Here is a 21767-nt window from a genome sequence, read left to right as displayed (position 1 = left end):
AACCGATAGTGATACAATTTTAAGTTTACAATTTCATTACGAGTTCAGCACTTAAGCCAATGACATCGCGTTATTAACGCTTTAAACACTGCAATTCGCCAGTATATGAAATCAAACTAAAATAAACGCTAAAACCTTAATAAACAAGCTAACCAAACTTTCACGACATTAAGTTTATGAACATAAGTTCAACAACCATGAAAAATTAGTCAGATAGTATCTGTTCTTTTGATACCAGTTGCAAGTAACCCATTGTTATATAAATTTATCCAACGTAAACCAGGCGCAATTTCGTCAATGGTATAGTCTTTACACAAGGGTTTAAACTGTAGGCTGGTTGATGGGCAGCCAAATACCGATGTCCCATAAGTAATCTTATGCATTTCTTGGTGAATATGGCCGACAAATATAGCTTTAATGCGGTCTAGATACGGCATTACCACTTCCCAAAAACGCTCAGAATTTATTATAGTGTACTTATCAAGCCATGCTGAATCGATTAATACCATCGGATGATGACAAAAAATTGCACAAGGCCGATCGGCATTCGCTAACTGCTGCGCTAGCCACCGCAATGACTGCTCATCAAACTCCCCATGACTGTGCCCCTCACAAGAAGAGTCTAATAACAATAAGTCCCAATAATCGGTGGCAATACTATAGCGGGTTTGCAGGCGAGAATCTGCTTTGACTGGCAAATGACGGCGTTGGGCAAAAGGTAGATGATGATCAAGCTCTAGGGTCACATCATGATTGCCCGGGATAGCTACAAAAGGAATATTGATGTCGTCTAAGGCTGCAAATAAACGGTCATAATTTTGCGGGGTAGGTTCATGACATAAATCCCCCGTCAGTACCAACAAATCAACATTATCGCGCTGTTGTTTGACCAATGATAATACCGACTCAAATGTGTCTGCGGTATTAACGCCATTCATTAACTTATTAGGGTCATCAAAGAGATGCAGATCACTTAATTCAATAATTGAAAAATAATCGGCATGGTGTTGTGATATCGAACTTGGCAGTAACGTCACTCAGTTATCCTTAGAATAATGACGGTAATCGTGGCAGTACAACTTTATCAAACAACGGTTAATTAACTAAAGTTAATTAAATAAGGCATGTTTTATATCACAAATACTCATAATTGACAAACACAATAGCAAAATAATTTTTAGCCTATCTTCATTCAAATAATTGGATAAAATAGGGAACTATTGGCAGCGCTCACAAACACCTGAAAGCTCAATAATACTCGATTGGGTGGCAAAATTGGTCGATTGCTCAACCTCAGTTAGCATGGTCTGGATAGATGGATGGCTAAACTCTTGTACCTCACCACAGCATCGACAGACCAAAAAAGCGGCAACATGGCGATCGGTGGGCTGAGAGCAGGCAAAAAATGCCTTGCTGGAATTTAATTGATGAACCAAGCCATGCCTGAGCAAAAACTCTAAACTACGATATACAGTTGGCGGTGCGACGACTTTTTCGCTCGCTGATTGCAGTAAATCCAATAATTCATACGCCCCAATGGGCTGAGCGGCAAGTAGAATCAAACGATACACCTGCTCTCGCAGCGCAGTAAAACGTAAACCTTGCGCTTGGCAATCTTGTTTTATCTGAGTAATCTGTGCTTCAATCTGCTCGGCGGTCATTTGTTGCATACACATGGACATAGATATAGATAGGTGGTGACAATTTGCGTCATAATTATTAGCTGACTGAATAGAACTTCCAGCTGATTGAATAGAACGTTGGGTCATATCACATAAAATCATTAATAACTCTCAACTTACTTTAGCATGAAAACCGCATAATTTGTCTGAGAAATTAGCGATTCAGCTATAAACATACCCGACAATATAACAAGTCTAACAATACACTATTCATAATGACTGGCGATTAACATCAGCATAGATAAAACAACCTTTAGCCAAATTTTTAATCAAGATTCTGCTATACTAATTTCATCATTCCTTCCCACAATCAGCTAGCCCTTATTTTGCTATGTCAAAACCAGCCAAGCCATTTGACCCACAATCTATCCAACAATCCATCAACAAGCAGTCGTGGCTGATACTTGGGCTGGTTGCTATCGGGATTGCATGGGATGTTTGGCAAGGCAATAGCCAGTATGCAGTGAGTAAAAATCTGCTAGCCGGTAGTGTGCTAGGGTGGGTGAGTCAAATCATCTTTGCTAAAATTTCCCTGAGCAAATCGGGCTATCAGCAGCGTCGTCAAATTGTTCATCGTTTTTACCAAGCGCATATGGCAAAATGGGTGTTGACCATTGTTGGGTTTGCACTGATTTTTCTGCTGTTAAAACCGCTAAACGCCATTGCCGTATTCGTGGGCTATCTAATCTTGCAAATGAGCTACCTCATTATCACTTACCGAAATCCTTAGTAAAAAAGGGCTGTTTACAATTATTTGGTAATAACAGAAATAACCTAAACTAAATCACAAATAAATCCATTTAATCCTTTACAAAAAGGTAACAGTTGAATTAATATAGTGAAAATTTTTTAAAGGTGCGATTGCTCAGCGCTAATTGGCTAAAAAGAATTAGTTTTCAAGCAATTGCATATATGTTTTACTGATGACCCACTTATTTGAGTCAAGCAAAACACAGTAGGTCGATAGCCTATATTATTACGTTGATAAACAAGTTGTTTATTCACGGTTCATCACCTTAGTTAAGCAGATTGCTTAAACGCCTCGATGTGCCTTTGACGTCATGTTTGCACTTCTCATTGAGTATCATCAGCTCAGTTAGATACGATTATAGTGTTAAGTTACAAATTTTTGTGATTAGACGAAATATCTGACGCTAACTCCCTCTATTATCGGCTCAATATAAAAAAGAAGTTAAGATTATGGCAGAAGCAAACGCAGAAATTACTTCAAATGAGTATATCAATCACCACTTGACAAACTGGACTTTCGGTAATCACCCAACAGAAGGTTGGATAGTTGCCGAAACCAAACAGCAAGCTTCTGAAATGGGTTTCAATGCGATTCATTTAGACTCAATGCTGTGGTCGATTGGTTTAGGGGTTCTTTTTTGTGCCATTTTTTATATGGTGGCAAAAAGAGCGACCTCGGGTGTACCCGGCAAAATGCAAGCTTTTATTGAAATGATTGTGGAGTTTGTTGATAGTAATGTTCGTGATTCATATCATGGCACGTCTAAAGTCATCGCCCCATTGGCATTGACGATTTTCGTGTGGATTTTCCTCATGAACTTTATGGATTTAATTCCAGTCGATTATATCCCAGTGTTGGCGCAAAAGATTGGTGCAGCAATGGGTCATGACCCGCATCACGTCTATATGAAAGTCGTACCAAGTACCGATCCTAACGTGACACTTGGCATGTCTATCTCTGTTTTTGCACTGATTATTATTTACTCAATTAAAGAAAAAGGGCTGGGTGGATTTATTAGTGAATTGACACTGCATCCGTTTAGCTCAAACAATCCGATTGCAAAAATTTTACTTATCCCTGTAAACTTAATTCTTGAAACAGTGACCTTGATTGCAAAACCTATCTCATTAGGTCTGCGACTGTTTGGCAACATGTATGCAGGTGAGTTGATTTTCGTATTGATTGCTTTAATGCCATTTTATCTCCAATTTTTATTATCAGTACCGTGGGCTATCTTCCACATTTTAGTAATCACTTTGCAGGCGTTTATCTTTATGATGTTGACTATCATTTATCTGAGCCTTGCAAGTCAAACTGACCATTAATTTTTAACCATGAGGATATTTCGATGAATCCAGAACTAGCAAGCATGACAGTATTAGCCGTTGCTCTACTTATTGGTCTAGGTGCATTAGCCACAGGTATTGGCTTTGCAATCTTAGGTGGCAAATTCTTAGAGGGCGTCGCTCGTCAACCAGAACTAGGTTCACAATTGCAAACTCGTATGTTCATCGTGGCAGGTCTTCTTGACGCCGTACCGATGATCGGTGTTGGTATTGCAATGTTATTGTTATTCGCAAATCCTTTAGCAGGTTAATAGGTACACTATCAGTACAATGTCCACATCATCTTATGTGGACAAGGATTGAAGAAACTTAATTAACGAGGGATTCTAAGTGAATATCAATGCAACCCTAATTGGACAATCGATTGCATTCGCCATCTTCGTGATGTTTTGCATGAAGTTTGTGTGGCCGCCTTTGGTTGCTGCTATTTCGGATCGCCAACGTAAAATCGCAGATGGCCTAAATGCTGCCGAAAAAGCCAAAGCAGACTTAGCAACTGCATCACAAGCTGCAGAGCAAGAGCTTATCGCAGCAAAAGCAAAAGCCGCTTCACTCATTGACCAAGCGAACAAAAGCGCCAATCAAATGATTGAAGATGCCAGAGTGCAAGCACAAGTGGAAGGCGAACGTATTCGTCAGCAAGCGCGTGAAGCAATTGATCAAGAAATTAATAAAGCCCGTGAAGGTTTACGCGCGCAGGTTGCAGAACTTGCCGTACTCGGTGCCGAAAAAATCTTACAAGAAAAGGTCAATCCAGAAACTCATGCCAATATGTTAAACCAATTGGCAACCAAGTTATAAGTAGCAACCGTACAGTGAGGATATGATGGCTGATTTATCAACCTTAGCAAGACCCTATGCAAAAGCAGCATTTGATTATGCTAAAGAGCACACGTCAGTCAATGAGTGGCAAGATTACTTAAACGTGATGAATGCCATCGTTAGTGATAGAGCATTTGCCGATTATATCAATAATCCAGCAGTTGCTGCACAAGCTAAAGTCGCTACTTTAAAAGACCTTTATAACCAAAGTTCACCTGAAGATAGCAATACCGTGTTTAAAACTTTAAGCACCGCTATTGAAGGTGGGGCACAAGCAGATTCCAATGCTTTTGTTAATTTTTTGACGCAACTTGCAGAGCAAGATCGTTTGGCATTATTACCCAGTATCAATGAGCGTTTTGGTTTATTAAAAGCTGCTGATGCAAAAGAAGTTCATGCATATGTCACGTCGGCATATCCATTAACGCAAGTGCAAGAGCAACTCATTGAACACCGACTTGCTACCTCCCTAGGCGCAAATGTCGTACTACATGTCAATGTAGACCCTGCCCTAATTGCAGGTGTGACGATTAAGGTCGGTGACAAAGTAATCGATGACTCTGTACGTGGCAAATTAAAACAGTTAAAAACACAGCTGACGGCATAAATTTCAACAAAATTGATTCTAGTCAGTAAAAATTAAGGAACAGTGCAATGCAACAATTGAATCCAGCGGAAATCAGTAATCTGATTAAGCAGCGAATTCAAGACCTGACTGCGGGTGCCACAGCAAAGAACGAAGGCACTATTGTCATGGTATCTGACGGTATCGTACAGATTCATGGTCTTGAAGATGCCATGTATGGCGAAATGATTGAGTTTGAAGGTGGCGTATATGGTATGGCGCTAAACCTTGAACAAGACTCAGTCGGCGCAGTTGTTCTAGGTGAATACTTGAATCTCCAAGAAGGACAAAAAGCTTACTGTACTGGTCGTATTTTAGAAGTACCAGTTGGACCCGAGCTTTTAGGTCGTGTGGTAGATGCACTGGGTAATCCTATCGATGGTAAAGGCCCAATTAACGCCAAATTAACGGATAAAGTTGAAAAAATCGCCCCAGGCGTTATCGACCGTCAATCAGTTGATGAGCCAGTAATGACAGGTTATAAAGCTGTGGATACCATGATTCCAATCGGACGTGGTCAACGTGAGCTTATCATTGGTGACCGCCAAACTGGTAAAACAGCCATGGCAATCGATGCGATCATCGCGCAAAAACACTCGGGCATTAAATGTGTGTACGTAGCCGTTGGTCAAAAACGTTCAACCATCGCAAACGTGGTACGTAAACTAGAAGAAACTGGCGCACTAGCTTATACAACGGTTGTGGTTGCATCGGCTTCTGAACCAGCAGCGCTACAGTACATCGCGCCATACTCTGGTTGTACTATGGGTGAATACTTCCGTGACCGCGGTGAAGATGCGCTTATCATTTATGATGACTTATCAAAACAAGCCGTAGCCTATCGTCAAATTTCATTGCTATTACGTCGTCCACCAGGACGTGAAGCTTACCCAGGTGACGTATTCTACCTTCACTCACGTCTATTAGAGCGCGCTTCACGTGTAAGCGCTGAGTATGTAGAAAAATTCACCAACAGTGCAGTAACAGGTAAAACAGGTTCGTTAACTGCCTTGCCAATTATCGAAACTCAAGCAGGTGACGTATCAGCATTCGTACCAACCAACGTGATTTCAATCACGGACGGTCAGATCTTCCTAGAGTCAAGTTTATTCAACTCAGGTATCCGTCCAGCGGTGAATGCGGGTATTTCAGTTTCTCGTGTGGGTGGTGCAGCACAGACTAAAATCATCAAAAAATTGTCAGGTGGTATCCGTACCGCATTGGCACAGTATCGTGAATTGGCAGCGTTTGCACAATTTGCTTCTGACTTAGATGACGCGACCCGTAAACAGCTTGACCATGGTCAACGTGTGACTGAATTGATGAAACAAAATCAATACGCACCAATGAGCATCGCTGAACAAGCTGCGGTAATTTATGCCTCTAACGAAGGCTATCTAGCTGATGTTCCCGTCAACAAAGTGGGTGCATTTGAAGCAGGTTTGTTACGTTATCTACGTGACCAACATGGTGATTTTATGGCAGATATTGATAACACTGCTAACTATAATGATGATATCGCAAACCAATTCAAATCAGCGATTGAAAACTATAAGCAAAATCATTCTTTCTAAGATTTAGTGAAATTTTAGAACTGCATTGTCATAGAATAAATGAACAAAGGGGTTATGATTACTTTGTTCATTTTTCCAAATTTCGTCCATGTTACATCAATGGGCGTGGACTGAAACTAAACATGGCTGTATGGATTATTTATGGCAAGTTTAAAAGAAATTCGAGCAAAAGTTGCTAGTATTAAAAGTACCCAGAAAATTACTCGCGCCATGCAAATGGTTGCAGCGAGTAAGATGCGACGTGCCCAAGAACGTATGCAACTAGGTCGTCCTTATGCTGATAGCATGCGTCGAGTGGTTTCTCATCTAGTTAAAGCTTCACCAGACTACAAACATCCTTACCTAGTACCTCGTCCGGTTAATCGTGTTGGCTATATTGTAGTCAGTTCTGACCGTGGTCTTGCAGGTGGTTTGAATATCAACTTATTCAAAAAATTGATGCAGCACGTTAAACAACAAAAGAGCCAAGCGGTTGAAACGCGTTTTGCGGTGATTGGTCAAAAAGGCGTGAGCTTCTTTAAAACATTTGGTGGTACGGTGATTGCTGCGGAAACTCACTATGGTGATAACCCAAGCTTTGAGCAACTTAGTGTGCCAGTTCAAGTAATGCTTGATGCGTATAATCGTGGCGAAATTGATGAGATTTACCTGGTATATAACGAATTTGTGAATGCCATGACCCAAAATCCTAGTGTGCAACGCTTATTACCGATTGCGGCTGAGTCTTTGGTTGATGAAACCATGGAAAATCGTGAATACAGCTGGGACTACATCTATGAGCCAACTACCAAAGAGCTGCTTGATGGTTTGATGGGACGTTATGTTGAATCAATCGTCTATCAAGGTGTGGTAGAAAATATTGCTTCTGAACAGTCTGCACGTATGGTTGCTATGAAAGCAGCAACGGATAACGCAGGTAACTTAATTAACGAATTACAATTGGTTTACAACAAGCTGCGTCAAGCGGCGATTACCCGAGAAATTTCGGAAATCGTTGGCGGTGCTGCTGCTGTTTCATAATTGACCTACATTCAAGGAGAGCGTAATGAGTAGCGGTCGTATTGTACAGATTATTGGCGCGGTTATTGACGTTGAATTTGACCGTCAAAGCGTACCAAGAATTTATGATGCCTTAAAAGTTGAAGGCACAGAAACTACATTAGAAGTACAACAACAATTGGGTGATGGTATCGTACGTACTATTGCCATGGGTTCTACTGAAGGTCTAAAACGTGGTCTACCAGTTAGCAACACTGGCGCACCAATCTCTGTACCTGTGGGTAAAGGTACACTAGGTCGTATCATGGACGTTTTAGGACGCCCAATCGATGAGGCAGGTCCGGTAGAGCATAGTAACACTTGGGCGATTCACCGTGAAGCGCCAAGCTATGATGAACAATCAAACTCTACTGAACTTTTAGAAACCGGTATTAAAGTAATTGACTTACTATGCCCATTTGCTAAAGGTGGTAAAGTCGGTCTGTTCGGTGGCGCAGGTGTTGGTAAAACCGTTAACATGATGGAACTTATCAATAACATCGCAAAAGCACACTCAGGTTTATCGGTATTTGCTGGTGTAGGTGAGCGTACTCGTGAAGGTAATGACTTCTACCACGAGATGAAAGACTCAAACGTACTTGATAAAGTTGCGATGGTGTATGGTCAGATGAATGAGCCACCAGGAAACCGTTTGCGTGTTGCCTTGACCGGTTTGACCATGGCGGAATACTTCCGTGACGAAAAAGATGAAAACGGTAAAGGTCGTGACGTATTATTGTTCGTTGACAATATTTATCGCTATACGCTAGCGGGTACCGAAGTATCAGCATTGTTAGGTCGTATGCCATCTGCGGTAGGGTATCAGCCAACGCTTGCAGAAGAGATGGGTGTACTACAAGAACGTATTACTTCAACCCAATCAGGTTCTATTACTTCTGTTCAAGCGGTATACGTTCCTGCCGATGACTTGACTGACCCATCACCCGCGACAACCTTTGCTCACTTAGATGCAACAGTGGTATTGAGCCGTGATATTGCCTCACAAGGTATTTACCCAGCGGTTGACCCACTCGACTCAACGTCGCGTCAGTTAGACCCATTGGTCATTGGTGAAGAGCACTATGCTGTTGCTCGTGGCGTTCAAGAAGTGTTACAACGCTTTAAAGAGTTGAAAGACATTATTGCGATTTTGGGTATGGACGAATTATCAGAAGATGATAAATTAGTGGTGTACCGTGCACGCAAAATCCAACGTTTCTTGTCACAACCTTTCCACGTTGCAGAGGTATTCACCGGCTCACCTGGTAAATATGTACCAATCCGTGAAACCATTCAAAGCTTTAAAGCAATCTTGAATGGTGAGTATGATGACTTGCCAGAACAAGCATTCTACATGAAAGGTGGTATTGAAGAAGTGGTTGCTGCAGCAGAAAAACTACGCGGCTAATTTCTCAATCAAACCCTGTTAATTTAAACTATATTAACAGGGTTTTATCAACCTAATTTTGCAATACCATAGGAGAGAACTGTGGCAACTTTACAATGTAATGTCGTCAGTGCGAAAGAAACTATCTACTCTGGTGAGATTAGCATGTTAATTGCTACTGGTGTAGAAGGTGAAGTCGGTATTTTGCCAGGACATATTCCTTTTATTACGTTATTAAAACCAGGTACCATGCAGATCAAAACTAGCAATGGCAATGATGAAATGGTGTATGTATCAGGTGGCGTTTTAGAAGTACAACCGCATTTAGTGACGGTATTGGCAGACACAGCAGTACGTGCGAATGACTTAGATGAAGCCAAAATTTTGGAAGCACGTCGTCATGCAGAACAAACCTTGCAAAATCAAAAAGCAGATATTGACACTTCTGCGGCTTTGGCAGCATTAGCAGAATCTTTGGCACAATTGCAAACCTTACAAAAATTCAAAAACCGTGCCTAATTTTGATGCGAACGTGTTTAAAGACAGTGGCTATGACCACTGTTTTTTTATGGGTGGTTAAAGATATAAGTGCTTAAAACAAGAGTGCTTAAAAATCTGCTAATTATCTTTTAAACCAAAGCTAGCAAGAAAATTTTATCAGTTATTAAATAGACAACCTTTTATCGTATGCTTTCGCAGATTTATATATGTGGTATTTATACTTTTTTATGTTTAGTTACGTTTTAACAATATTAAATTGGCTATTTTTTCGCTAAATTAATTCAATTATATTGTAGTAGTACAGGTAATGCGTAAACTTTCATTACCTATTGCTGATAGATAAATAAAGATATATTCTGATATAAGTATTAAGAGTATGTATAAAATTTTTTGGAGGAAATTATGTCAGAAGAAGAGTTGATACCCCGCGTATTGATTGTAGAGGATGATGAGCGTCTTGCAACCTTGACCCAAGATTATTTGCGTAAAAATGGTCTAGATGTGGCAATTGAAACTGATGGTAACCGTGCCATTCGTCGTATTGTGGCTGAGCAGCCTGACATGGTGGTGCTTGATGTGATGTTGCCAGGTAGTGACGGTTTGACGGTATGCCGTGAAGTGCGTCCTCATTTTCATAACCCTATCTTAATGTTAACCGCGCGTACCGAAGATATGGACCAAGTATTAGGTCTAGAAATGGGTGCGGATGACTATGTGGCAAAACCGGTTCAACCGCGTGTGTTATTAGCACGTATTCGTGCGCTATTGCGCCGCTCTGATACCGCGCCAACCGATGAAGTGCCGCAGCGTCTTGAATTTGGCGATTTGGTTATTGATAACGGCGGTCGTTCGGTTACTTTGAATGATGAGCTTGTTGACTTTACCAGTGCGGAATATGATTTGCTGTGGTTATTAGCATCCAATGCGGGTCGTATCTTATCGCGTGAAGACATTTTTGAACGTCTGCGTGGTATCGAGTATGATGGTCAAGACCGCTCGATTGATGTACGTATTTCTCGTATCCGTCCAAAAATTGGTGATGATCCAGAAAACCCAAAACGTATCAAAACCGTTCGCAGTAAAGGCTATCTGTTTGTCAAAGAAAACTAACATAGTATTGATAAACACAATATTGAAAAAAGTCAGCATCAAGCTGGCTTTTTTTATCGCTATCACTGGTAACTTTGCTACCTAGTAATTGGTAGATTTAGCACAACAATTTGCTACGTTACTAGACAATCGCTTCATGAATTTTACATTGTAATATTAATTTTGCTAGGTAATAATACGGCTATTATCTTTCGACCTTAACCCTAGATTTTTATGCCACTATTATCGTCCTTAAACCAATCCATCTTTCTGCGGATTTATGCAGGTCTGTTACTTATCTGTTTGTTGGTTGCGTTGTTTGCGCAATTGCTTATCACCACTATCAACGCAGAGCGCGTACAGACTTATCGCGAGGATATGGCATCAGCGGCATTTTATCTCATTGACTCAGGATTGTCGCGCCAAGTAACGGCGCAAGAGCGTAATTTTTGGCTCTCTGATGTCAGTACTTTATTTGATACTAAGTTTGAAATCGAACCGACCTCAAAAGCGGATTTTAAAACCAGCGAAATTAATCGACTCAACAAACAACAAGCCGTAGTACGTTTTAATGGCGATACCAATACCGCAGAGATTTATCATAAAGTATCGGGTGAGAACAACGTCTTGCATGTCAGCGTCAATAAACTCAATGAGCAACAAATTAAAGGGATAGGCGTGTTGCTACTCGATGATTTGTCTTACTATCGCACCTTGGCAGAAAAACAGCAACGCTTGCAACAAATTCAAAAATTTTTCCCTTTTAAGCTCACCTTGCAATCCGTTAATAAACTGCAACTTGATACCGACCAAAAAGCGCGACTGTATCGCAAAGATATCGTGATTATGTTCCGTGACAATACCAGTGTAGAGAATTCATCGATTCGGGTACTAGCACCGACTGAACTCCAAGATACTGTGGTGGATTTGGGACCCATTCCACTGTTTAACTGGTTTCCGCTTAATCTGATTATTAGTATCACGCTCATTAGTATGTTCTTAATCAGTCTAGGGGTGTATGCGCTGATTTTCCCATTAGAGCGTAAACTGCAGCTCATTCAAAGCGGTATCACCAAAGTGCGCGAAGGTAAGCTCAATACCAAAGTAAAAGTCGTGGGCGAAGATGAAATTGCCCATCTAGCGGCAACCTTTAATAGTATGACTGAGCACATCCGCCGTTTGATTGAATCCCAGCGCGAGTTGACCCGTGCCGTATCCCATGAACTGCGCACCCCAGTAGCACGTATTCGCTTTGCCGTGGATATGTTGGCTGATACGGATGATTATGACGATCGGATGAGTCAGCGTGATTATATCGACCAAGATATCGAATCGCTCAATGGCTTGATTGATGAAATTTTGACCTATGCCAAGCTTGAAGAAGGCTCACCCAAAATGGACTGGGAAGATGTCGATTTGCAAGAACTTGTTTCGCAGATTGCCCGTGAGACCAATGCGCTTGGTAAACCTGTCACCGTCAAAGTAGGCAAGGTACAAAAAGGTGCGTTTGCACAAGCTGATAGACGCTATTTACACCGCGTGTTGCAAAACTTGGCAGGCAATGCCACCCGGTACGCCGAAAGCACCATTATCATCTCAGCAGGCTTAGAAAAAAATGAAGCCTTTATCAGTGTGGAAGATGATGGACAGGGTATTCCAGAAAAAGACCGTGAAAAAGTCTTTATCCCATTTGCGCGTCTGGATGATAGTCGTACCCGTGCCTCGGGTGGTTACGGTCTCGGCTTATCGATCGTGTCTCGAATTGCGTTTTGGTTTAATGGTCGCATGTCAGTGGATGAAAGCCCGACCTTGGGTGGGGCGCGATTTATCATGAAGTGGCCGAAAAGCCAGCTAGCTTCAAGTATTGAAGCCGATGAAATTACCCAAAAAAGTTGCGAGAAAAAATACACGCAAGCGCAAGGGTCATAAGCTCGTTACCAGTGACACTTGCAAATTAGCTCAGACTGGGCTAAATTTTAGTGAGTTATGCAATGGTTTAGCAAAATTTGCGCACATCAATTAACCGATGAGCGAAATCATCACAAGCGAGGATGGCATGCGTTACCTGTTTTTAGCCTTGGTGGTACTCAACATGGCGGTTTTCGGTTATTATAGTTTTTTGCGCAAACCTACTGAAAGCCAGTCCGTCTCACAGGCGCGTGCAGCCTTGGTTCATCCTGTCACAGCCACCAATGTGTCAAGTGAATTGCCCCCCATGATTGGTACTAAAAAGTAAAAATGGCTACCTAAACCAAAGCTACCAAAACCAAAGTTACTAAGGAATCATGGTTAGCCTAATCTATTAAGTAACCAATTACGCTTCTATCAGCTTTATTCTATAATCGGAATCTTCACCACCACTACTAAGCCGCCGCCATTGGGCTGATTACGAGCGATGACGCTACCATTGTGCAGGTGAGTAATGCGGCTTACAATCGCAAGCCCAAGTCCACTCCCTTGCGTGGTACGTGCCGTTTCGCCCCGCTCAAACGGCTGCATAATCCGCTCAAGCTGATCTTCGGCAACGCCTTGCCCCTCATCGCTAACTTTAATGGTTAAGTATTTTTGTCTAGAGGTTATCTCTGGCGTTAGACTTTCATCAGTGACCACTTGCTCGGTAGGCTGTAGAGCATTATCAATGCTAATCTCAATATGAATGGGCGGCTGACCATAGCGACAAGCATTATTGACCAAATTAACAATGAGACGTTTAATGGATAAAGGTCGCAATGGCACACTGGGCAGATCTTCTTGGATATCGATAATAAATGGGGTAGGGGCAAACTGCACCAAAATCTCGTTAATGATGGGGCGCAGGTTGGTCAATCTTACCGCTTCATCTGAGCCATCTTTCATAAATGAAATAAACTGCTCCAAAATCGCGTCCATGTCCTCAATGTCATACACTAGCCCTTCCCGCAAAAACTCATCAGGTAACATCTCAGCCGTGAGTCGCATCCGCGTCAGTGGCGTGCGCAAATCATGGGAAATACCAGCGAGCATAATATTGCGTTCTTTTTGGGTTTGGGTCAGGTTATGAAATAGTCGGTTAAATGCCAAATTCACCTGACGAATCTCCGTTGAGCCTTCATTGGTCGCCAAATTGTTGGCGTGCCCAAGGGTGATGTAATCAATCGCCACTTTTTGTAGGCGTTTGAGCGGGCGATTTAATTGTCTGACCAAAAACAAAATGGTCAGCAACGTGGCAAGCGGAATCCCCAATAAGAAAAAATAAATCGACGTTGGGCTATATTTGGCATAAAACTTGACAGGCTCTTGCAGCCAAACATCCGGATGCGCGCTGTCTTGAATATACAAAATCGGTACGGGTTTGAATTTAAAATTGACCGATACAGGACGCTGCATCACAGTTTCCATCTGTGTTGCCATCCGCTGGGTAAAATAATCCACCAAGGTTTTTTCTTGAAAAGAAGGTATCTGTTGTGGGTCAGTAATCACGTTAATATGCGAGGCATCAATAATCCAATTTTTAAGCTCGGGATTGTTTTTAAAATCTTTATCCGCTTTATCAATCATCAACAGCTGATGGGCAAGATAAGTCGCATGGTTTTGTAGCTCTGGTAAATACAGACTGCGCCAAAAAAACCACAGCGACAATGCCACGCTCACCAGTACCATCAACATCACCATCAAGGTAGTTTGCCAAGTGTGGCTATAGCCTTTGAGTTTGGGTAAATGCGGTTTCATGCTGGGGTATCCTGATGGTAGCTGTACAGCTGAGTCAAAACGGGCAACGGCACTTGCATCCTGTTATAATACGCAGATAGCTTGGCAAAATTAAAGGGGCAATCATGCAGTTTTCAAAGTTTGGTGAAAAGTTTATCAAAAACAGCGGTATTTTGCAGTTAATGGATGATTTGGGCAATGCGCTTAACAGTCAGCAACCGATTAATATGCTCGGTGGTGGCAATCCAGCACGCATTGATAAAGTTAACCAAACCTATTGGTCGGTGTTTAAAACCCTAGCCGAAGGTGAGATGGGCTCAATGGCCATCGAAAATATCGGAAACTATTCAACGCCGCAGGGCGATGCCAAGTTTATTGCAGCATTGGTAGATTTTTTTAATCGCCATTATGATTGGGGACTTACCACAGACAATATCGCCCTGACCAATGGCTCACAAAACGCATTTTTTTATTTATTTAACTTGTTTGGTGGGCAGTTTGACGATACCACACAAGGCAGCCTGGATAAGAAAATTCTATTACCACTTGCCCCAGAATACGTGGGTTATGCCGATGCCCATGTGGATGGGCAGCATTTTATCGCAGTGCCACCCAGCATCGAATTTGTGCAACATCAAGGTGAAGACGGCTTTTTTAAATACCGAGTCGATTTTGATACGCTAGAAAATTTGGCTGAATTGCACAACGGCGAAATCGGGGCAATTTGTTGCTCACGCCCCACCAACCCAACAGGCAACGTGCTGACCGATGACGAAATGGCGCGCCTTGAAGCGATTGCCAAGCGCTTTGATATCCCACTGATTATCGATAATGCGTATGGGATGCCGTTTCCCAATATCATCTATAGCCAAGCCACACTCAATTGGAATGAGCAAATTATTTTGTGCTTCAGCCTATCAAAAATCGGTTTGCCTGGGGTGCGTACAGGGATTGTGGTCGCCAATCCGCAGGTGGTCAAAGCGATTAGCAGCCTAAACGCCATTGTCAATCTAGCGCCGACCCGTTTTGGTGCGGCGATTGCAACGCCACTACTACAAGATGATCGTCTAAAAGATTTGTCAGACAATCATATTCGTCCGTTTTATCAAGGACAAGCCAAATTAGCGGTGCAGCTGCTAAAACAAGAACTGGGCGACTTGCCAAGCCCCTATAACAATGCGATGAAAATCCACAAGCCTGAAGGCGCGATTTTCTTGTGGGTATGGTTTAAAGATTTGCCGATAACCACGGTGGAATTGTATGAGCGATTAAAAGCTAAAGGCACATTGATTATCCCCAGTGAGCATTTCTTTGTTGGCGTGGATACTGAAAACTTTAAACACGCCCATGAGTGCATCCGCTTAAGCATCGCCCAAGATGATGACACGCTGAAAAAAGGGATTGCCACGATTGGGGAAGTGGTGAGGGCAGTTTACAATTCTTAAATTGCTACGGAAAAAATTGTGCTATATTAATCAATAAATCACAAATTTATGTGACATTTGGAATTTTATGATTAAATATATCCGATTTAATAATTTTTATTCGTATCTTGATGAGACAGACTTGTCGTTTGAACTCGGCAAACAGGCGACAGCTTCTGCCTATGATTTTACCGTCAAAACAACCCAAGATAACATTCGCTTAAATAAAATTATGGCGGTAGTTGGAGCCAATGGGTCGGGGAAAACTCAATTCCTTAAACCATTGTCTTTTTTGACTTGGTATATATGTACTTCTGCTAAAACATTTGATAGTGATAAACAAATAGTTATACAAACCCATATATTAAGTGAGTCTGAAGATGCCACATTTCATATGGGTTTTTTGCTAAAAAACTTAGAAAATAATTTTGAAGAATACAGGTATGAACTAGTTATTAATAGGGAACAAATTGTAAAAGAAAATCTTTACAAAAAATCTAGTAGTCAATTCAGTTACATTTTCAAACGTTCATACGTTAACGGTGTTCTAGATTACAGGCATAATGGTTTCATTAGACCCTCTTTAGCAAATGATGCTCAAAAAAATGTTTCATTAATTAGTTACGCAGAAATTTTTGAAAATGAAATTGCTAAGAAAATTATTAATTCCTTAATGAATAATGAGTCAAATGTTGTCGCTGGCGGTAGACTAAGTCAAAATGCGAATTCTATTGTTAAAGCTACTAAATTGTTTAACGAGAATGAAAAGCTTAAGAAAACAGCAGAGGATTTGCTATGCAAATTTGATACAGGGATACAGGAAATAGTTATCAAGGAAATCACTGCTTTGGCAAAAGACTCGTCAGAAACACAAGAAATATTATTGCCTTTTGGTATACATAGAACTATAGACGGGAAAACTTTTGAACTTAATTTTTTCCAAGAGTCTAATGGTACACAGTCAGCTTTTAACTTACTAAGTTTAATCTTACCTGTCTTACAAAATGGCGGTATTGCTATTATTGACGAACTCGACAACGACTTACATCCGCATTTACTTCCAGAGATTTTTAATTTATTCCGTTCCGAACACACCAATCCCCACAATGCCCAACTTATCTTTACTTGCCATACGCCTGAAGTATTTAATATTCTCAACAAGCATCAAATTTATTTGGTAGAAAAAATCGACCAAAAATCAGAAGCATGGCGATTAGATGAAGTGGAAGGTATACGCAATGACGATAACCTTTATGCCAAATACATGGCAGGGGCTTTTTCTGCCGTACCGAATTTGTAAGGGATAGGCATGGCGAAGAAAAAAATACGCAATCAACAACAAACCACCTTAATTATCGTGGGTGAAGGCGAGCATGAGCAAGCATTCTTGCAACACATGAAGTCGATTTATGATAATCGGTTGTCAGGTAAAAAAGTTACGCTAGACTTTGCAGGAGGTGGCTCACCGCATGACGTCATCAAATATACAGTCAAACAGACCCAACACCGAGCGTTTGATTATATCTATATTTTGATGGATTCAGATGTAGCGATTGAAGCAAAAGACACCAAAACCGCTAAAGAGAAAAATTTTATCCTACTGCAATCTGAGCCATTGTGCCTTGAAGGAATGTTGTTAGAGGTGTTAAAACAGGCAGCACTACCGACATCCCAAGCTTGCAAAAATAAATTACATCCGCAACTATCAGGCAGTCCAACTGAAGCCAGTAGCTATTCACCGTTATTTGATAAACCTGTTTTGGATAAGACAACCAAAATGACCATTGTCACGTTGCGAGAAATCTTGAAAAAAAGCTACTAGATTCTCCACTCCACAAAATTCTTCAATAGCTGCAATCCTGCAGTATGGCTTTTTTCGGGGTGAAACTGGGTCGCAAACAAATTATCTTTAATCACACTGGCACAAAATTCGACGCCATAATCACAGGTTGCCGCTACAATCGAAGTATCAGACGGCACACAATAAAAACTATGCACAAAATAAAAATGGGTATTATCTTCAATCCCTTGCCATAGCGGATGCGCCAAATCCATATGGGTGATAGTATTCCAGCCCATATGCGGCACTTTAATGCGTTCGTTTTTGTCATCTAGCCAATGATCATCAAAGCGTTTGACGTCACCACCCAGTACCCCTAGACAGTCTACCCCGTCATTTTCTTCTGAGCGCTCAAACAACGCCTGCATCCCGACACAAATCGCCATCACAGGCTTATTAAATACAGCCGTTTTGACAGCATCAGCAATACCTGCTGCCTGCATCTCTGCCATACAGTCGCGCATTGCCCCTACGCCAGGAAAGACAATTTTGTCCGCTGCCGCAATCACCGCCGGGTCACGCGTGATCGACACATCAGCGCCCACTGCCGTCAAGGCTTTACCTGCCGAATGTAAATTACCCATGCCATAATCTAACAATGCAACTTTTGTCATCTGTTATCCTGTTGTCAAAAAAAGCCCAAAACTGCGATTAAGCGCTAATATCACTTGGCGCTAATCTATCGTCAATTACCAAAGAAGTTTTGAAAAATGCCAAAACAGCCATTATATTAATATCATCACATTGCTGCGCAAATAGCACTATTTGCAAAATTTTAAGGACAACAATAATGGCAGAAAAAAACTATTATGACATTTTAGGCGTCGATAAAAAAGCCAGTGAAGCAGATATTAAAAAAGCCTATCGCAAACTGGTACGACAATATCACCCTGATATCAACGACTCACCCGATGCCGACGCCAAAATGGGTGAAATCAATAACGCCTATGAAACGCTCAAGGACGCTGAAAAACGCGCCCAATACGATCTGATGCTCGACAATCCTTATATGGGTCAAGGCTTTGGCGGTATGGGGGGCGGCATGGGCGGCGGTCAGGGCTTTAATGCCAATATGAGCCAAGCGGATTTGGATGAAATCCTCCGTCAGTTTGGTGGTGCCGGTGGGTTTGGCGGTCGTCAGTCGCAAGGCGCGGGTGGCTTTAGATTTGATGATATTTTCTCGACATTCGGGGGCGGTGCAGGCGGATTTGGTGGCAGACAGTCGCAACGCTCGACCAAAGGCGACGATCAGCACGCCGAGTTATCAATTGATTTGAAAGCCACTTATGAAGGCGATACCCGTAAAATTAGCATAAATTTACCCGTACAAACCGTGACAGGGCTGGATTATCAAACCAAAACCATTGAAGTCAAAATCCCCAAAGGTATTGCCGAAGGGCAACAAATTCGCTTGGCAAAACAAGGCAATCCAAGCCCGTATGGTGGTGATAATGGCGATTTGTACCTAAAAATCAAATTTAATCACCCAGACAATATCCGTGTAGAAGGCAAAGACGTGTTCCAAACGGTAGACGTTGCGCCTTGGGAAGCAGCCATGGGCGGTCAAATCACGGTCAACACGCCTGCTGGCAAGGTCAATGTCAATGTACCAAAAAATAGCCGTACTGGTACCAATCTGCGCCTTAAAGGTAAAGGTATCCCAGCCAAAGAAGCCGGTGATTTATATTTAAGCTTAAATATCGTGTTGCCAAAAATCTCTACAGACGCAGATATCCAAGCGTTTGAAGCGTTCAAATCGGCATTTGCCTCGTTTGCGCCAACGCGCTAATCTATTGATAACTAAGAAATAAAATGCGTAGTATAATAAAAAAATGACAAACCAGCACCAAACATAACTATAGAGACGCAACAGGAGTACAACATGGCTCAAACCACCCATATGGATTTATCATTACGGTTAACCTTAGATGATTTGATTACGGCGAGTAGTTGGGATAAAAGCTGGGTATTAGCGCTAATGGATGAAGATATTATTTATGCTGAAACGCCTGCTATCGACAGCCAACCCTATTTTAATAGCGCACAATTGACAACGGTGCGCCTTGCCTCACGCCTACGCCGTGATTTTGATGCCAGTCCACAAGCGATTGGCTTAATACTATCGCTGCTTGACGAGCTAAGACCGCTTCGGCAGTTACAGCGGCAAATCACGCTCACGCGAATGGTTCATGATGTAGATGACAGCTAGCAAACATCAAGTTAGCCAACATCAATTAGGTGAATTTAATGCTAAAAAAGGGCGGGTTAGCGCGCGCTAACCCGCCCTTTCTATTTGCTATAGTAAATGATTATTGGGCATATCCGTGGTTACGGAGCCAGTTTTGTAGAAGTTGAATTTCGGCTTGTTGGGTATCGATTAGGGTATTGGTAAGGCTACGCACTTTGTCATCGTTACCATATTTGGCAACCACTTGTGAGAACGCAATCGCGCCTTTATGATGAATCAGCACGGTTTGGGCAAATGCTTGGTCGGCATTTTTAGTCATGACCGTGTCCACCATTTCTTGCTGCATATCATCGATAATGCTATCGATTTCTTGCTGCGCTGCCACACTATCTGCCATCGGCTGATTAGGGTCCGCGGTGTTTTGAATCAGTTGCATGGCAAGCCAATTCTGTAATATTTGTGATTCATTTTGGCGTGAGCTGATAATATCTCGGGCTAAACCTAGCAGTTCAGGATTTTTGCCGTATCGCTGCTCAATACTGGCAAGCGCGATGGTTTCATCAAAATGACTCAGCATAGCTTTGACAAAAATCATATCAGGCGAGATGGGTATATAGTCAAATTGATTGAGGGCAGTTGGGTCACTCGCTGCAGCCGCATCGATACTCGGCTGTTTGATGACAGTAAAATACGCTTCTTGATAGTCATTAATGGTACTTGAGTCAGGCAACACATAACCTTGCGCCAATTGACTGACGGTAAGCATGTTTTTATTGATTGCCTGTGTGTCTAATACTTGGGGCAATGGTTTATCATCGAATTCTTGGGGCGCGCTCACGGTGGCAGCGGTAGGGGGTGCTGGCTGCTGAGAATCAGATTGCTCACAACCAATCATGCTGATAACTGCGATGACAAGCAAGATTGGTGGTGCGGTGTTGGCCATGTATCGGCTCCCATGCCTTGATTTTATACGGTGTGTTTTGAAATGATGATTGTAAGCATTAACTGTAAGCGTTGACTGTCAGCATTGATTATTCGTCATTAGACAAGAGTATAAAGTAGGGCAAGCACAGGGACTATATCAATTGTGTCATGGCAGCTTGCTTATCATTTGCTAGCTGTCGATTGTGCTAGCTGTCGATTATGCTAGCTGTCGCTTGCGGGCAATATTCCTGCCAAGATAAAAAACGCGCGATAAGCGGCTACTTTTTTCTCCAAGCTTTGCGGATAAGCGCGCGAGGTCGATGGCAACCGATAAATACCAAATGTTCGCCCAAAAGCGTTAACTTCAAGAAACTGATTGGTTTTTGGCAGTTTATAGGGTGTTTGACTGGGATCAAAATAGGGTGACGCGGGGTCACTGATACTTTGGTTGACCAGCGCTATCAGCACTTCTGTGGCTTTGCCACCGGTGGTGTAAATCCACTTGACCTGCTTTAGCTGTGCCAAAACTTTACCCAAATCAACCGTAGCAACCACGGTCAAATGTTCGTCAGCCGCATTGCCTTTTTCGCGGATGACATGAGTGACTGAGGGACATTCACCGATTTTATAAGCCTGTAAAAATGCTTTAATTTTTTCGGCATCAAAGCGTTTTTCGTCACCGACTCGAAAATAATCGATATCATCAAAAAACACTTTGCCCATGATACGCCACATATCGTTATAAAAGTTGGGGTAATGAAATGCCATGCACCATTTATCAGGTGTGGGCGGCATTGTACCCATCATCAAGACTTTGGTATCAGCAAAAAAGAAGTTACCAAACGGATGGGCTTCGACACGCGGGTCAGTCAATAAATCAGCAGACATA

At 42.0% G+C, this 21767-nt stretch carries 23 protein-coding genes; 17 read left to right on the top strand and 6 right to left on the bottom strand.

All coding sequences use genetic code 11. From position 1 onward, the window contains the following. Window positions 1–209: 209 nt before the first annotated feature. Together RNZ41_RS10545 and RNZ41_RS10540 are read right to left on the bottom strand one after the other, a co-directional pair. A complete protein-coding gene (locus RNZ41_RS10545) occupies window positions 210–1037 on the bottom strand; it encodes a metallophosphoesterase (protein WP_314027251.1) in 828 nt (275 codons plus the stop codon). A 180-nt stretch (window positions 1038–1217) separates the two neighbouring features. Further along, entirely contained in the window at window positions 1218–1670 is a 453-nt protein-coding gene (locus RNZ41_RS10540; protein ID WP_239741246.1) for a Fur family transcriptional regulator, read from the bottom strand. Between the two features lie 343 nt (window positions 1671–2013). On the opposite strand from RNZ41_RS10540, the gene RNZ41_RS10535 reads away from it, so the two are divergent. From RNZ41_RS10535 to RNZ41_RS10480, 12 genes are all read left to right on the top strand, one after another. Continuing rightward, window positions 2014–2412, top strand: a complete 399-nt coding sequence (locus tag RNZ41_RS10535; protein WP_314027250.1) for an ATP synthase subunit I — start codon at window positions 2014–2016, stop codon at window positions 2410–2412. A 470-nt stretch (window positions 2413–2882) separates the two neighbouring features. Continuing rightward, window positions 2883–3758, top strand: coding sequence for a F0F1 ATP synthase subunit A (gene atpB / locus RNZ41_RS10530; protein WP_065253549.1), 876 nt, complete (start codon window positions 2883–2885; stop codon window positions 3756–3758). A 44-nt stretch (window positions 3759–3802) separates the two neighbouring features. Beyond that, window positions 3803–4030 (top strand): F0F1 ATP synthase subunit C, encoded by a 228-nt coding sequence (gene atpE / locus RNZ41_RS10525; RefSeq protein ID WP_409034775.1) that lies wholly within the window; start codon window positions 3803–3805, stop codon window positions 4028–4030. A 79-nt stretch (window positions 4031–4109) separates the two neighbouring features. Further along, window positions 4110–4580 carry a F0F1 ATP synthase subunit B gene (locus tag RNZ41_RS10520; protein ID WP_007115821.1) on the top strand — a complete coding sequence of 157 codons (471 nt, stop codon included), beginning with the start codon at window positions 4110–4112 and terminating at the stop codon, window positions 4578–4580. Window positions 4581–4605: 25 nt separating this feature from the next. Continuing rightward, on the top strand, window positions 4606–5208 hold the full coding sequence (locus RNZ41_RS10515) for a F0F1 ATP synthase subunit delta (protein ID WP_099807375.1): 603 nt from the start codon (window positions 4606–4608) through the stop codon (window positions 5206–5208). Window positions 5209–5255: 47 nt separating this feature from the next. Next, on the top strand, window positions 5256–6800 hold the full coding sequence (atpA, locus tag RNZ41_RS10510; RefSeq protein ID WP_099807377.1) for a F0F1 ATP synthase subunit alpha: 1545 nt from the start codon (window positions 5256–5258) through the stop codon (window positions 6798–6800). Between the two features lie 141 nt (window positions 6801–6941). Further along, window positions 6942–7820 (top strand): F0F1 ATP synthase subunit gamma, encoded by an 879-nt coding sequence (atpG, locus tag RNZ41_RS10505; RefSeq protein ID WP_314027249.1) that lies wholly within the window; start codon window positions 6942–6944, stop codon window positions 7818–7820. 25 nt (window positions 7821–7845) lie between these two features. Beyond that, window positions 7846–9246: a F0F1 ATP synthase subunit beta gene (gene atpD / locus RNZ41_RS10500; RefSeq protein WP_007115825.1), complete on the top strand. Its 1401-nt coding sequence runs from the start codon at window positions 7846–7848 to the stop codon at window positions 9244–9246. Window positions 9247–9327: 81 nt separating this feature from the next. Then, entirely contained in the window at window positions 9328–9744 is a 417-nt protein-coding gene (locus RNZ41_RS10495) for a F0F1 ATP synthase subunit epsilon (protein ID WP_065253551.1), read from the top strand. A 384-nt stretch (window positions 9745–10128) separates the two neighbouring features. Continuing rightward, window positions 10129–10836 carry a response regulator gene (locus RNZ41_RS10490; protein ID WP_007115827.1) on the top strand — a complete coding sequence of 236 codons (708 nt, stop codon included), beginning with the start codon at window positions 10129–10131 and terminating at the stop codon, window positions 10834–10836. A 213-nt stretch (window positions 10837–11049) separates the two neighbouring features. Next, window positions 11050–12744 (top strand): ATP-binding protein, encoded by a 1695-nt coding sequence (locus RNZ41_RS10485; RefSeq protein WP_314027248.1) that lies wholly within the window; start codon window positions 11050–11052, stop codon window positions 12742–12744. A 97-nt stretch (window positions 12745–12841) separates the two neighbouring features. Beyond that, a complete protein-coding gene (locus RNZ41_RS10480) occupies window positions 12842–13051 on the top strand; it encodes a hypothetical protein (RefSeq protein WP_253852213.1) in 210 nt (69 codons plus the stop codon). A 95-nt stretch (window positions 13052–13146) separates the two neighbouring features. On the opposite strand, the gene RNZ41_RS10475 is transcribed toward RNZ41_RS10480, so the two are convergent. Continuing rightward, complete coding sequence (locus RNZ41_RS10475; RefSeq protein ID WP_314027247.1) at window positions 13147–14523, bottom strand: ATP-binding protein; 1377 nt, start codon at window positions 14521–14523, stop codon at window positions 13147–13149. A gap of 104 nt (window positions 14524–14627) precedes the next feature. Between RNZ41_RS10475 and RNZ41_RS10470 the strand changes: the two genes are divergently transcribed. The 3 genes from RNZ41_RS10470 to RNZ41_RS10460 all read left to right on the top strand — a co-directional run bounded on the left by RNZ41_RS10470 (window position 14628) and on the right by RNZ41_RS10460 (window position 17748). Beyond that, the gene (locus tag RNZ41_RS10470) at window positions 14628–15947 is read left to right on the top strand and encodes a valine--pyruvate transaminase (RefSeq protein WP_099807382.1); all 1320 of its coding nucleotides are present in this window, start codon (window positions 14628–14630) and stop codon (window positions 15945–15947) included. Between the two features lie 67 nt (window positions 15948–16014). Next, complete coding sequence (locus RNZ41_RS10465; RefSeq protein WP_060995378.1) at window positions 16015–17226, top strand: AAA family ATPase; 1212 nt, start codon at window positions 16015–16017, stop codon at window positions 17224–17226. Between the two features lie 9 nt (window positions 17227–17235). Beyond that, window positions 17236–17748, top strand: coding sequence for an OLD family protein (locus RNZ41_RS10460; RefSeq protein WP_060995377.1), 513 nt, complete (start codon window positions 17236–17238; stop codon window positions 17746–17748). Here the strand turns inward: RNZ41_RS10460 and hisH are convergent. Beyond that, window positions 17745–18380, bottom strand: a complete 636-nt coding sequence (gene hisH / locus RNZ41_RS10455; protein WP_065253555.1) for an imidazole glycerol phosphate synthase subunit HisH — start codon at window positions 18378–18380, stop codon at window positions 17745–17747. The two genes, RNZ41_RS10460 and hisH, sit on opposite strands and share 4 nt — an antisense overlap. Window positions 18381–18556: 176 nt before the next feature. Here hisH and RNZ41_RS10450 point away from each other — a divergent pair, with 176 nt between their 5' ends. Both RNZ41_RS10450 and RNZ41_RS10445 read left to right on the top strand, forming a co-directional pair. After that, a complete protein-coding gene (locus tag RNZ41_RS10450) occupies window positions 18557–19555 on the top strand; it encodes a DnaJ C-terminal domain-containing protein (protein ID WP_314027246.1) in 999 nt (332 codons plus the stop codon). Window positions 19556–19648: 93 nt separating this feature from the next. Beyond that, window positions 19649–19975, top strand: coding sequence for a chaperone modulator CbpM (locus RNZ41_RS10445; protein ID WP_309596459.1), 327 nt, complete (start codon window positions 19649–19651; stop codon window positions 19973–19975). Window positions 19976–20075: 100 nt separating this feature from the next. Here RNZ41_RS10445 and RNZ41_RS10440 read toward each other — a convergent pair whose 3' ends face one another. After that, window positions 20076–20897, bottom strand: a complete 822-nt coding sequence (locus RNZ41_RS10440) for a DUF305 domain-containing protein (protein ID WP_138017841.1) — start codon at window positions 20895–20897, stop codon at window positions 20076–20078. Window positions 20898–21100: 203 nt separating this feature from the next. Next, window positions 21101–21766, bottom strand: a complete 666-nt coding sequence (locus RNZ41_RS10435) for a DNA glycosylase (RefSeq protein WP_065253558.1) — start codon at window positions 21764–21766, stop codon at window positions 21101–21103. Window position 21767: the final 1 nt, after the last annotated feature.

The organism is Moraxella sp. DOX410, assembly GCF_032248735.1.
In the GTDB taxonomy this organism is placed as follows: domain Bacteria; phylum Pseudomonadota; class Gammaproteobacteria; order Pseudomonadales; family Moraxellaceae; genus Faucicola; species Faucicola tetraodonis.
The sequence above is the reverse complement of the archived record's forward strand: the minus strand, read 5'-3'. Positions and strand labels throughout refer to the sequence as shown.

Bases quoted from the DNA above. Each gene is read 5' to 3' on its own strand.
- RNZ41_RS10480 (WP_253852213.1), top strand. From the start codon at position 12,842: ATGAGCGAAATCATCACAAGCGAGGATGGCATGCGTTACCTGTTTTTA.
- RNZ41_RS10485 (WP_314027248.1), top strand. From the start codon at position 11,050: ATGCCACTATTATCGTCCTTAAACCAATCCATCTTTCTGCGGATTTAT.
- RNZ41_RS10435 (WP_065253558.1), bottom strand. From the start codon at position 21,766: ATGTCTGCTGATTTATTGACTGACCCGCGTGTCGAAGCCCATCCGTTT.
- RNZ41_RS10535 (WP_314027250.1), top strand. From the start codon at position 2,014: ATGTCAAAACCAGCCAAGCCATTTGACCCACAATCTATCCAACAATCC.
- RNZ41_RS10450 (WP_314027246.1), top strand. From the start codon at position 18,557: ATGGCAGAAAAAAACTATTATGACATTTTAGGCGTCGATAAAAAAGCC.
- RNZ41_RS10515 (WP_099807375.1), top strand. From the start codon at position 4,606: ATGGCTGATTTATCAACCTTAGCAAGACCCTATGCAAAAGCAGCATTT.
- RNZ41_RS10465 (WP_060995378.1), top strand. From the start codon at position 16,015: ATGATTAAATATATCCGATTTAATAATTTTTATTCGTATCTTGATGAG.
- RNZ41_RS10490 (WP_007115827.1), top strand. From the start codon at position 10,129: ATGTCAGAAGAAGAGTTGATACCCCGCGTATTGATTGTAGAGGATGAT.
- atpE (WP_409034775.1), top strand. From the start codon at position 3,803: ATGACAGTATTAGCCGTTGCTCTACTTATTGGTCTAGGTGCATTAGCC.
- RNZ41_RS10460 (WP_060995377.1), top strand. From the start codon at position 17,236: ATGGCGAAGAAAAAAATACGCAATCAACAACAAACCACCTTAATTATC.
- RNZ41_RS10470 (WP_099807382.1), top strand. From the start codon at position 14,628: ATGCAGTTTTCAAAGTTTGGTGAAAAGTTTATCAAAAACAGCGGTATT.
- RNZ41_RS10540 (WP_239741246.1), bottom strand. From the start codon at position 1,670: ATGCAACAAATGACCGCCGAGCAGATTGAAGCACAGATTACTCAGATA.
- atpG (WP_314027249.1), top strand. From the start codon at position 6,942: ATGGCAAGTTTAAAAGAAATTCGAGCAAAAGTTGCTAGTATTAAAAGT.
- hisH (WP_065253555.1), bottom strand. From the start codon at position 18,380: ATGACAAAAGTTGCATTGTTAGATTATGGCATGGGTAATTTACATTCG.
- RNZ41_RS10445 (WP_309596459.1), top strand. From the start codon at position 19,649: ATGGCTCAAACCACCCATATGGATTTATCATTACGGTTAACCTTAGAT.
- atpA (WP_099807377.1), top strand. From the start codon at position 5,256: ATGCAACAATTGAATCCAGCGGAAATCAGTAATCTGATTAAGCAGCGA.
- RNZ41_RS10475 (WP_314027247.1), bottom strand. From the start codon at position 14,523: ATGAAACCGCATTTACCCAAACTCAAAGGCTATAGCCACACTTGGCAA.
- atpB (WP_065253549.1), top strand. From the start codon at position 2,883: ATGGCAGAAGCAAACGCAGAAATTACTTCAAATGAGTATATCAATCAC.
- atpD (WP_007115825.1), top strand. From the start codon at position 7,846: ATGAGTAGCGGTCGTATTGTACAGATTATTGGCGCGGTTATTGACGTT.
- RNZ41_RS10440 (WP_138017841.1), bottom strand. From the start codon at position 20,897: ATGGCCAACACCGCACCACCAATCTTGCTTGTCATCGCAGTTATCAGC.